The organism is Clostridium thailandense, assembly GCF_019207025.1.
GTDB classification, from domain to species: Bacteria; Bacillota; Clostridia; order Clostridiales; family Clostridiaceae; genus Clostridium_AM; species Clostridium_AM thailandense.
The window spans coordinates 1-11,862 of the sequence record NZ_JAEEGC010000142.1 but is presented as its reverse complement, the minus strand read 5'-3'; the positions used below and the strand labels follow the sequence as shown (position 1 = coordinate 11,862).

At 31.7% G+C, this 11,862-nt stretch carries 8 protein-coding genes; 2 read left to right on the top strand and 6 right to left on the bottom strand.

The features are described 5' to 3' along the window. Positions 1 to 321 precede the first annotated feature (321 nt). The 4 genes from I6U48_RS23830 to I6U48_RS23815 all read right to left on the bottom strand — a co-directional run bounded on the left by I6U48_RS23830 (position 322) and on the right by I6U48_RS23815 (position 6,549). Positions 322 to 2,271, bottom strand: coding sequence for an ABC transporter permease (locus I6U48_RS23830; protein ID WP_218322980.1), 1,950 nt, complete (start codon positions 2,269 to 2,271; stop codon positions 322 to 324). After that, positions 2,264 to 3,031, bottom strand: a complete 768-nt coding sequence (locus tag I6U48_RS23825; protein WP_218322979.1) for an ABC transporter ATP-binding protein — start codon at positions 3,029 to 3,031, stop codon at positions 2,264 to 2,266. Before I6U48_RS23825 ends, I6U48_RS23830 begins: the two co-directional genes overlap by 8 nt. A gap of 450 nt (positions 3,032 to 3,481) precedes the next feature. Further along, positions 3,482 to 5,812 (bottom strand): PEP/pyruvate-binding domain-containing protein, encoded by a 2,331-nt coding sequence (locus I6U48_RS23820; protein ID WP_218322978.1) that lies wholly within the window; start codon positions 5,810 to 5,812, stop codon positions 3,482 to 3,484. Positions 5,813 to 5,913: 101 nt separating this feature from the next. Continuing rightward, positions 5,914 to 6,549: a TetR/AcrR family transcriptional regulator gene (locus I6U48_RS23815; protein WP_218322977.1), complete on the bottom strand. Its 636-nt coding sequence runs from the start codon at positions 6,547 to 6,549 to the stop codon at positions 5,914 to 5,916. A 428-nt stretch (positions 6,550 to 6,977) separates the two neighbouring features. Here I6U48_RS23815 and I6U48_RS23810 point away from each other — a divergent pair, with 428 nt between their 5' ends. Further along, entirely contained in the window at positions 6,978 to 7,370 is a 393-nt protein-coding gene (locus I6U48_RS23810) for a hypothetical protein (protein ID WP_218322976.1), read from the top strand. A 270-nt stretch (positions 7,371 to 7,640) separates the two neighbouring features. Here the strand turns inward: I6U48_RS23810 and I6U48_RS23805 are convergent, their stop codons facing one another. Both I6U48_RS23805 and I6U48_RS23800 read right to left on the bottom strand, forming a co-directional pair. Beyond that, a complete protein-coding gene (locus I6U48_RS23805) occupies positions 7,641 to 8,645 on the bottom strand; it encodes a sensor histidine kinase (RefSeq protein WP_218322975.1) in 1,005 nt (334 codons plus the stop codon). 1 nt (position 8,646) lies between these two features. Next, complete coding sequence (locus tag I6U48_RS23800) at positions 8,647 to 9,318, bottom strand: response regulator transcription factor (protein WP_218322974.1); 672 nt, start codon at positions 9,316 to 9,318, stop codon at positions 8,647 to 8,649. A 334-nt stretch (positions 9,319 to 9,652) separates the two neighbouring features. On the opposite strand from I6U48_RS23800, the gene I6U48_RS23795 reads away from it, so the two are divergent. After that, positions 9,653 to 11,659 carry a methyl-accepting chemotaxis protein gene (locus I6U48_RS23795; RefSeq protein WP_218322973.1) on the top strand — a complete coding sequence of 669 codons (2,007 nt, stop codon included), beginning with the start codon at positions 9,653 to 9,655 and terminating at the stop codon, positions 11,657 to 11,659. Positions 11,660 to 11,862 lie beyond the last annotated feature (203 nt).

The window sequence follows — 11,862 nt, the reverse complement described above, 5'->3', positions numbered from 1 at the left end:
CTAATTAATCTTGCTGCTGTAATACATTTATCTGTAAATTATAACATACATAAATTTATATATCTATTTTTACTTTAAAAATTCCATTTTTAACCAAAATTATAAAACAACATCTTTTAATGCTACTCCTTCCTCCATTACTTCTTCTTATACATAATTTTTTCACAAAAAACTATATCGAGGTACAGGATTTATACAATAGCACTGTAATCCCTGCACCTCGAAAATAAAATAATTATTTACTTTCGGCCTTATTTGTCATATATTGATAACAACACCAGACACTTAACTTGTATGCAGTAAAATGTTGGCCCTGGGTATCTATAATTCATTCACAATTTTATAATAAACTCTTGCAGTTAAAGAAAACACCACTGCATAAATTACTGCAAAAACTAAAATTGTCATTAAAGTTGCCAGCATAAATAAATGTATATTTCTAAGTCCTAGAAGTGCCATCATCTTCGTAATCATTGGGAATGCAAAAACAATATGAATCACTGTAAAAGCAAGTGGTAGGAAAAATACCATTAACACCTGACTTCTTATGGTTTTCCTTATTTCATTTTTGTCCATTCCTACTTTTTGCATTATCTCGAAGCGTCCCTTATCTTCATAGCCTTCTGATATTTGCTTATAGTAAATGATAAGTACTGTTGCCATTAAAAATAATGCACCTAAAAATATGCCTAAGAAAAACAATCCGCCATATGCAGAAAGAAAACCTTCTCTGCCAACTGCAGCATTTTCAACTCTGACTTTTATATTATTCTCGCCAAATATTTTATTTAAATTATCACAAATAGAAATACTCTTCTGCTTTGAATCGTCTATATCAAAAGCAACAGTATACTTAAATTTTTTATCATTTTTAAAAGTATTTATATCATTTACAAATAGTACATAAGTATCTACTATATCTTCCATCTCATTTTCCAAGCCTAACAAAGGTTTATCTAGCCTTTCTGCAACTTTGAAGCTTTTGTTATTAATGGTAATTTTATCGCTGTGAAAGGTTTTATCTTTGCAAAAAACAATGGCCTCATCATCTGCAATAGCGACGTTTCTTCCCGACAATCTATTATAATCTGAAATCGGAATAAGCTCTACCATAGAAAGCTTTAAATCATCTGCAGTTTTATCGGCCATAAAAAGCTTACCATCTTTTTTTACTGCTGCAAATCCGTTTTCAGAGTAATAAAATTTGTTTTTTATATCAGTATTGCTATTTTTTAATTCCCTATTTAGAAGCACCTCTAACTTTTCTACTCCCTGTTTATTAATGTCTGAGGCGTTTATTATTATGTTCCTTGGATAATGCATTCTAACTGCATCTTCCATGCCAACGTATAAAGATGCGGTAGTAGATAACATTACAAGTACAGCAGTACTTAATATGCAAATATTAGCAAGACCTACTGCATTTTGTTTCATTCTATACATCATACCAGAAACAGATATAAAATGATCTGTCTTATAATAAAAATTCTTCTGTTTTCTAAGAAGCTTTAATACTGCGATGCTTCCTGCTGTAAAAAGTGTATAAGTTCCTACCATAACTAAAATAACTGCAATGAAAAACATGCTTAGAGCAGCAAGGGGTGATTTAATTGTTAACGCCATTATATATCCAGTGCCAAGTGTTATCACTCCTATAATTGTCATAATCATTTTTGTTTTTGGTTCTTTTTCCCCATGCTGGGAGCCTTTTAGAAGTTCAATAGGCTTTAGTATTTTAATTTGAAATAAATTGAATAGCAGTGTTACAAAAAAGATGCTGCAAAAAACAATTAAAGTTTTTATAATAGCAGGCATTGAAATGGAAAATCCAAGGGTTACTTTAAACCTCAGCATCTTTAACAGTAAAAGAAACATAAGTTTATTTAGAATAATCCCCAAAGCTATTCCAGTTACTAAACTTATAGTTGAAGTAAAAACAGCTTCAAAGAATAGTATCTTTGCAATATGCTTTTTTTCAAGACCTAACACGTTATATAATCCCATTTCTTTTTTACGCCTTTTTATTAAAAAACTATTTGTATAAAAAAGAAATATAGCTGAAAAAATTCCTATTACTATTGTTCCTAAATAGAGGATTGCTTTTAGACTCTGAGCTCCACTCATTTTCTCAATGCCCTTATTTATTGAAATGTCATACATTATATAAAACATCATAATAGTACATATACAAGTAATCATAAAGGGTATATAGGTTTTACTATTTTTTTTAATATTTATTACGGCTAATCTTGGATAAAATAGTTTATTCATTTTTTGCACCCCCAGTGGCGATTACTGTAAGTGTATTTGAAATTTTTTCGAACATTTCTTCATTAGACATTGAGCCTTTGTAAAGCTGGTGGAATACTTCTCCATCCTTTATAAAAAGTACTCTTTCTGCATGACTCGCTGCCTTAGTACTGTGGGTAACCATAAGAATTGTCTGCCCATCATTATTAATTTCTGAGAATAATTTCAAAAGTTGATCTGTAGATTTTGAATCCAATGCACCTGTTGGTTCATCTGCTAAAATAAGCTGTGGTCCTGTAATTAAAGCTCTGGCAACAGCTGCCCTTTGTTTTTGCCCACCAGACACTTCATAAGGAAACTTTTCTAGTATAGGTTTTATCCCTAACCTCTCAGCTATAGGATCTAGTCTTTTTTTCATTTCTTTATAGGACTTTCTTGATAAAACAAGTGGTAAAAAAATATTATCCTTTAAAGAGAAGGTATCTAATAAATTAAAATCTTGAAACACAAAGCCTAAATTCTCTCTACGAAATGCAGTAATTTCGCTTTCTTTAATTGTTACAATGTTCTTTCCTTTAAGTAAAACTTCGCCACTGGTTGGCTTATCTAAGGATGCTAAAATATTAAGCAGGGTGGTTTTACCTGAACCTGACTCTCCCATAATTGCTACATACTCACCCTCTTCTACAGAAAAGCTTACATTACTTAATGCCTGAACCTGGTTTCCACCAAATCTTGTTGCATATATTTTCTTTAAATTATTTACTTCTAATAATTTCATTATTTTATCCTCCTGTAATTTATCTAACTTTACTAGGGCGTAAATAAGTTTTTAACTTAAACCCTATATTATAATTATAAAAAAAAGAGAAATGCTCAGCCATAACTTTAGCTTACATTTCTCCTTTTAATCTTACATCTATGTAAGGTTAATTAAAATCAAATAATAAACTTGTTAAAAAAATAAGCATCAGTACTTCTACTAATGCTTAAAGTATGGATAACGGACCTTTATAAAAAAAACTAATTTTTAAGGCACTTACTATTATACGTATTTATTGTTACTATTTTATGACATATGTATTAACATATTGTGAAAATAAAAAATAAGTTTTTTATTTGTGAAATTATTTAACAAAGAGAAATGTTGAACTATAAACTTAGCTTACATTTCTCCTTTTTTATTAATGTATTGTGTAATACAAAAAGCTTATAATTAGAATTATTAAAATTAACTTCTTTTCCTAACAATACCAGTACTGCCGTTAACGATTATAAAATCACCTGTTTTAAGTTCCGTCGTTGCAATTCCACATCCAACAACTGCCGGAATACCAAGCTCACGTGCTACAATAGCGGCATGGGATAGTGGTGCACCAAGATCCGTAATAATCGCTGCTGCTTTAGGAAACAGAGGTGTCCAGCCAATGTTTGTCATAGTTGTTACAAGGATTTCTCCCTTTTGAAAATCTTCTGCCTCCTCAAAGCTGTGCAAAATACGAACTCTTCCTTCAACTGTGCCTGGAGCACCTGCAAAACCTTTGATTACATTTTCATCCTTTACTGGTGTTTCAGCATTAGGATCATAATAGTCCTGTCTTCTATCCTTAGAGTTGACCCATTCCTTTGGATTAAACCTGCCTCTAATTAACTGTGGAAAAACTGGCAGCTTTTGATATTCTTCAAAATTTTTGCGCCTTATTGGCAGCTTAACAAGCATTTCAGTGTCTCCCTGCAGAAATTTTGGAACCTCAAAGCAGTACATCATAAATATATCTTCGCCAATTCCTGTAACTGATCCGATTTTCAAAAGCAAATGCCTCATGACTCTAAAGACCTTAACAAACTCATTTCTCAATGATTCACGGGTATGTGCATCCTTAGATACCTTTTCAAGCTTTTTCTCAAGCCACTCCTCTTTACCAGGGAATTTTTGCAAAAAAAGTTCTTTACCCTTCATAAATTCACTTTGCTGCTTTTTCATTAGCCCTGTGGCATTTAAGTTTGCATTCTTAAATTCTTTAATTTGCTTTTCAATGTAGAAAGGATCATCTGCCGGATATTCATAATAAACCTCAAACTCATGAGGGCTTCTATGTCCGTAAAGCTCTAGATATTTTTCAGGAGTTAAGCTGCCGCTAATAACTTGCTCTATTGCCAGTAGCGGCTTCATGCTTACGAGGCTTTGTTCACCGCTGAAATTAGAACATAACAAATTAGCCAATTCTTCCCCTGCCATCTTCGCAAGTTTTTTTCTGAGGGTCGCGAGTGTAGCACTTCCTGCTCCACCGAACCATATATTCCATAATACAGATAAAAAAGGTCTTACGTCAGATGTCCAAAGTCCTAATAACTCCTCTCTGTTGTTTGCGGCTTCTATTCTTTCAAGAGTTTCCACATACCACACGGGTGTATTCTCCAAGTAATAAGCCTTTTGTTTTTTTGAATCCCGCATCCTTTTTATACTCTTTTTGGATCTCTGCAACATCTCCTTGATTAAATAGACTCTTCCAAAGGGATAAATAGGCACTTCAATGTTCTTAGGAATATTCCCAAACACGTCGCTTATAAGCTCCTTAGACTTTTCTACATTATATCCAAGTACTCTTAAGGAAGAAATCATAACGCTGATATTGGAATATGTTCTGCCACAAATATTACCAAACATGAAATACCCAGGCACCTTTTGACACTCCAAATCCATCTCATGCAGCAAGCTCCAAGTAAAGGGACTCATTACATCAGGTACAGCCTCTCCTACATTATTGCTACTCCATAATGCATCTGTATCAAGACTTTGATTTATCTCATAGGTATCATAATCAATGGTTTGAAGAGTTGTAATTGGACGTGCCTGAACTATATAAAGCTTTCCACCATCCACAACCCATTCAATATCAAGCATGCAGCCAAAAATCTTTTCTGCTTTCAATGCTGCTTTATACAATATCTTTGCATATGCTGCCAATTCCTTATCACCATTATACTTTCTATCAATTCTAGAAATAGTAAAAGGATAAGCATTTTTCTCTCCTGAAACAAGCTGCTCTCCTGCACCAAAAACAAAGTTTCCTACCATATTTACATGACTTCCGGTAATTGGGTCTGCAGAAAAGAGCACCCCTGCCATCTTTGCATTTATCATACTTTGAACTACAACTGCAATTTTGTGTTCATCATCAATACCATGAATCTTGCTATATTCACTCACACGCTCTGACTTTGCAGAAGCCGCTACCTTTTCTATTGCAGAAAACACATCAGCTCTTGCCACATCCAGTACCGATTCAAACTCCCCTGCAAATGAGGTTTTTGCGCTGTCCTCTGAAAGTGCAGAGGAACGAACTGCAAAAGTGTGTTCAGTCAACATTTCTAGACACTTTTTAATTTCTAAGTGTGCCTCTTTCTTTAATTCATTATTTTCGAAAGCCTCAGCCAAGATAACAAATCCATTCGGTACATCAATCCCTGCATTGTACATTCTACAAAGGGCGCTTCCTTTTCCCCCTGCATAGCCAAGAGCTTCGTTAGTAATGTCACTAAAATTATAAGCGAACTTCATACTATTCTTCCTCCTTCATTACATTCGTTGGAACACGGGCAATTAGAAACTCTCGTTCCTCTCGAAAATTGCTCATCAAAGATCATTTAAACCTTTTGGATCTACTTATAAAATGCATTACGCAGCACAGTTATATATTCATCGATTTCCCTTATATATCGCTCATGTTCCTTATTGTAATCTTCAATAAGTTTTCCTTCTGAAGCTTGAGCTTCACTGTAGCCTCTAAGGGTATATATAATAATTCCAATTACCTTTTGAATATCATTATTTTCTTTAAAAAGAGATAAATCAATGTCTTTAAGTATCTCCTTCTGTGATTCAAGAAACATTTCAGTTGAGTACTTATTAATTTTTGAAGATACAACAGGGTCTTTTTCAAAATAAGCTGATGATACAAAGTCGAAAATAGCCGGATATTTATTGGTTAACTGTAATTTTAATAAAAACATTTTACGCAATCTCTTTAGAATATCCTTTTCCTCCATGTCAATCTGAATATAGAAATCCTGCATTATAGTAGTGACCGCATATTCAAATAAGAAAGTATACAAATCCTTTTTTGTCCCGAAATAATGAAAAAGTAGGCCCTTTGATATCTTAGCTTCTGAAATTATCTCGTCTGTAGTTGTTTTCTTGTAGCCATTCTTTGCAAACTTGCTCATAGACACAGTAAGCAAGATGTTCCGCTTTGTATCTTCCATTGTAAATATCTTATGTTTTGTTAATTTTTCCATTTAAACCTCTCCCTACAATAATATTGACTTATTTAGTCAATATTATAGACTTATTGACCAACTTAGTCAATAGATTCTGTGGAATATTTTAAGTTACTGCATTCACTAATCCAAAACATTTACCTAGTGCCTTTTAATGTATAAAATTCTAAAAGGAGTCCTTCAAAGCACTCCTTTTAGATTAACTTCTTCTTTTTTATTTTTTTATCTGCTATTTTAATTATTATCATCTCGCTAATTAGAAGTACAAACTCGTCAAAAACATAAAAAATAAGTTTTTTAGTTGTAAAAGTATTAAAGGGACCATAAAGTTTAGAAATAGTTGTTTCTAAATAATACAAAGGTCATAAACTATAGCTATTTATTGTTAACAATTATAATATTTTTTCATAACATATACCGAAATATGTAACGAAGGTGTAGTATCTATGAAGAAATATTATTGTTGCATTAAAGAATATCTTAACTCAACTACCATAGCAGTAAAAGCATTAATTATCATAGGTTTTGTGGCACTTACTGAAACATTTTTAACTATCTTCTTTGATTCAAGTAATCAAAATAGCCCTAGTGATGTAGCTATACGCTCAATTATGTCTAATATATTCGGTTTTATTTTTGGTACTCAAACTACAGAAAACTCGAATATTAGTAATAAAAATCTTCAAACTATAACAGCATGTATTGTCGCAGCTATTTGCCTCTTGATAACTATTGCAGTTCATTGGCTTGGTTTAGACCAAAATGGCTCATCTATAGTTGAGATTCGTAATCTTCTATTTGCATCTGTGGGTTTTTTACTAGGTAGGGCAAAATCATAGTGCCTAACTTTATATTATATAATCAAACTTCGTAGTAAAATAATTTAGATTATTTATATAGATAACCCAACCAGAAAGTTAACTTATAAAAAACATTTATTTGTAACAGTTAACACAAATTAAATATTTTTTAGAGGACAGAGGACAATTGACATAGGACAGTTTAAGTAAGAAAACTTACCTTTACTGTCCTATGTCCTTTGTCAATTGTACTCTAGAAATATGCTTGATTTTTCCAATTATTATTTTCACTTACTAATGAAATTATAATCATAGTTTCGTAGAAAAAAGATTAATTTTTATCTTTGTTCCAACATTAACGGTAGAGATAATAGTTATTGTATATGAAAGCTTATCTAATATCTTTTTACAAAGATAAAGTCCTATTCCCGTAGCCTTTTTATCCATCCGGCCGTTGTATCCAGTAAATCCTTTTTCAAATACTCTAGGCAAATCCTCTTTAGCAATGCCTATTCCCGTATCTTCTATTACAAGTACTTTTTCCTCGCCTTCTTCCAAATATATTGATATTTTTCCGCTGTTTGTATACTTTAAGGCATTAGATAGTATTTGTTCAATTACAAATACCAGCCATTTTTCATCCGTCAGTACCATACAATCCATTTCTTTTAAATCTAAAACTATATTCTTTCTAATAAATATAGGTGCATATTTTCTCATAACTTGCTTTATAATTTTAAGTAAACTATGCTTTTCAAAAACTAAATCTGATGATGCACTATCAATTTTTAAGTAACCCAATACCATTTCCACATACTGCTCAATTTTAAAAGTTTGCTGCAGCAGCTCCTTGTTTATTTCGCTGTACTCACTTTGTAATATTAATCTTATTGCAGCAATTGGTGTTTTTATTTGATGAGCCCAGAGAGTATAATAATCTATCATTTCTGATTGCTTAATGTCTGTCTTTGAAATAAGCTCTGTATTTTGAGCATAAATTTCTCTAAAAATATTTTGATAGTCAGCTTCTATTAAATTTTCAGGCTGCGGTAATTTATCTAAACCTATATTAATTTGTTTTTGAAGAATACACAGCTCTCTATGCTTTTTATAATATTTATTAAAATCATAAATTATAAATATAAATCCCAAAAGGACTGATAAAGATAAGGCATATAAAACTGGCTCAAGCTGCAGAGAGTACAAATAAAACACCACTAAAAAGATTGTGAAAAAAAGGCCATCCATTATTAATGTTCTTTTATGATCTTTAATATAACATAATATAACCCATAAAAAAGACTTTTCCTTCATATTATTCCACCACATACCCTATACCTTTTTTAGTTTTGATAAAATCTGAAATTCCAACATCAGAAAGCCTTTTTCTTAGTCGAGTAACGTTGACAGTTAAGGTATTATCATCTATATAGCTGTCACTTTCCCATAGCCTTGTCATGATGGTATCTCTTGGAATTGCTTTACCTACATTTTCAAGCAGAATTTGAAGAATCTTAAACTCATTTTTAGTAAGTTCAATTTTGCTATTTTCGTATTCTAAAGTTGCATTACTTATGTTTAACACTACACCCTTATGTTCAATTACCTCCAGCTTGCCACCAAAGGAATAAGATCTTCTTATCATGGCCTGTACTTTTGCCACAAGAATATTTAAATCAAAAGGCTTAGCAACGAAATCATCACCGCCCATATTTACTGCCATAATGATGTTCATACTATCTGCCATAGATGAAATAAAAATAATAGGCACCTTAGATATTTTCCGAATCTCATTACACCAATGGTAACCATTAAAAAATGGTAAAGATATATCTAAAAGGACAAGCTGTGGGTCAAATTTAACAAACTGAGTTGTAACATCCTTAAAGTCCTCTATATATTCAGCTTCATAATTCCACTTACATAGACAATTTTTTATTGCTTTTGCAATTGTCATATCATCTTCAACGATTAAAATCTTATACATACTCTTCTCCTAATTTAACAGTACTTTTTATTTAATTATGGTGAATTTTAGCACAAAAATCAAGTGTTGCAATTATATTCTTGTGTCAAGTCAAAACATACTAATCTAATGAGTAAATCTATTTGTTCCTTTGTTTTCGCATCTTCAGTAAATATTTTACATTTAAGAAATTTTTACAAATTTGCTATCCATTTAATTTAAGCTTTAATTTGTATTTTAAAATTTTATCTAGGTTCTGTATTGAAAATTAAACTATTTAGTGTAAAATAAAAGTAATTATTAGTTGATATATAATTCCAACAAATAGTATTTATAGAAAAGGAGGAAATCAATTTTGAAATTTAAAAGTATTAAAACAAAAATGGCTATATCCTTTGGAGTATTGATTCTAATTATTTGTACAGGACTTGGTACAGTATCTTTTATAGAATTCTATAATACATTAGCATCTAATGCTTCTGAGTCTCTACTTCAAATGGCTCAGCAATCTGCAAAGTTTGTTGAAACTAAAGTTAAAGGTCAATTAGATGTAATGGAAGCACTCGCCGGAAATTACTATATTAAAAGTGATACATTAACTCCTGGGCAAAAATTAGATATTTTAAAGGATGAGGTTCAAAGAAGTGGTCATATAAGCATGGGGATAGGCGATGCTAATGGTAATGTTATCTTTACAGATGGAATAAAAGTAAATTTGAATGATAGGGAAAATTATAAACAAGCACTTCAAGGAAAGAGTTCGGTTTCAGACCCTGTTTTAGGAAAAGCTGACAACAGACTTGTTATGTCTTATGCTGTTCCTATTAAAGATGGCGGAAAAGTTAAGGGAGTCTTAATTGCAACTCGTGATGGCAGTGAATTGAGTAAATTAACCAGTAATATTAAGTATGGTAATACTGGAACAGCTTTTATGTTGAGTACGAATGGACATACAGTAGCAAATAATGATATATCTCTTGTACGTAAGATGGAAAATGTAATTGAAAAAAGCAAAAATGACCCAAGCTTACAGGAACTAATAAAATTTGAAACCTATATGATAGAAGGTAAAAGCGGTGCAGCTAGTTATACTTATAGAGATGGAACAAAAAAATATATTGGTTATGCACCTGTGAAAGGTACCAATTGGTCCTTAGGAATATCTGTACCAAAATCTGAGGTTATGGAAAGCCTTGCAAAAGTTCAAACTCTTGAGACAACTACAACTATCATTTTTGTTCTGCTAGGCGTATTAATATCTTTTTTCATTACCTCTTTCATAGCAAAACCTATAAATATAATTACAAAGCATTTAAAAATAGTGGCAGCTGGTGATTTTACAGTACCAGTACCTGAAAATTTATTAAAAATGGAAGATGAGCCTGGAATACTTGCTACTGCAGTAAAGAACATGCAGGAGAATCAAAAAAACATAATTATAAATATAATAAAAGAATCCTCAAACGTAACTGAAAATATGAAACAAATCAACATGTCAATGGAGAATCTTAATAAAAGTATAGAAGAAATCTCTGCAACCACGGAACAATTGTCAGATACAACAGAGAAAACTGCTGAATCTGGTGAAGAAATAAATAAAATATCAAGAGAAATAGAGAAGGATGCAGAGTCAATATCCCAAAAAGCACAATATAGTTCTGAAAGTGTTTCAAAAGCAAGTACTATGTCACAAGAAATGAAGCTGAAAGCCATAGAATCCAAAGAAAGCATAATGAGCAAATATAAAAATACAAAAGAAAGTTTAGAAAATGCTATTATAAAGTCAAAAGAAGTTTATAAAATTAATGAATTATCTTCGGCAATTCTTGATATTATGGAAGATACTAATTTATTAGCATTAAATGCATCCATTGAAGCTGCTAGAGCAGGAGAAGCGGGTAAAGGATTTGCAGTTGTAGCAGATGAAATAAGAAACCTTTCTGATAATTCTAAAGATACTGTTTCTAGAATACAGGAGGTCACTAAAGATATATTAGGGGCAGTAGATAATCTGTCCTCTGAAGCCTATGAAATATTAGAATTTATAGATAAAAAGATTTTACCTGACTATAATGAAGTGGTAGTATCTCATGAAAAGTCCAGTAAGAACTTTACAGATATAAATGACATGGTAACAGACTTTAATAACATTTCTCATAAACTTCTTGAATCAGTTCGAGATGTATCAAAATTGATGGAACAAATATCCATCAGCGAAAATGAACAAGCACGTGGAGCTCAAAATATTGCAGGTGAAGCTTCCTACATAACTAAGATGTCAGGGCATGTTGTAGAATTAACTGAAAAGGCAAAAGAAAAATCTGATTCATTAATGAATATAATCTCAAAGTTTAAAGTATAGAGCAGTAGAATTGGGTTGAGGTGACTGTTTTAAACCACATGTAAATAATCTTAATCAAACACCCCAAAAAACACACCATTTTATAATGGTTTCAGATATACATACATAAAAAGAACGGGGCTGTCGCACTATTAGAAATACACCAGAAAGTTGAATTATGCGCAGGGAGATATTTCCAGAGATGAAGACACATATAAAAACTT

Excerpts from the sequence above, each read along its gene's own strand:
- I6U48_RS23830 (WP_218322980.1), bottom strand. The coding sequence starts at position 2,271 with ATGAATAAACTATTTTATCCAAGATTAGCCGTAATAAATATTAAAAAA.
- I6U48_RS23825 (WP_218322979.1), bottom strand. The coding sequence starts at position 3,031 with ATGAAATTATTAGAAGTAAATAATTTAAAGAAAATATATGCAACAAGA.
- I6U48_RS23820 (WP_218322978.1), bottom strand. The coding sequence starts at position 5,812 with ATGAAGTTCGCTTATAATTTTAGTGACATTACTAACGAAGCTCTTGGC.
- I6U48_RS23815 (WP_218322977.1), bottom strand. The coding sequence starts at position 6,549 with ATGGAAAAATTAACAAAACATAAGATATTTACAATGGAAGATACAAAG.
- I6U48_RS23810 (WP_218322976.1), top strand. The coding sequence starts at position 6,978 with ATGAAGAAATATTATTGTTGCATTAAAGAATATCTTAACTCAACTACC.
- I6U48_RS23805 (WP_218322975.1), bottom strand. The coding sequence starts at position 8,645 with ATGAAGGAAAAGTCTTTTTTATGGGTTATATTATGTTATATTAAAGAT.
- I6U48_RS23800 (WP_218322974.1), bottom strand. The coding sequence starts at position 9,318 with ATGTATAAGATTTTAATCGTTGAAGATGATATGACAATTGCAAAAGCA.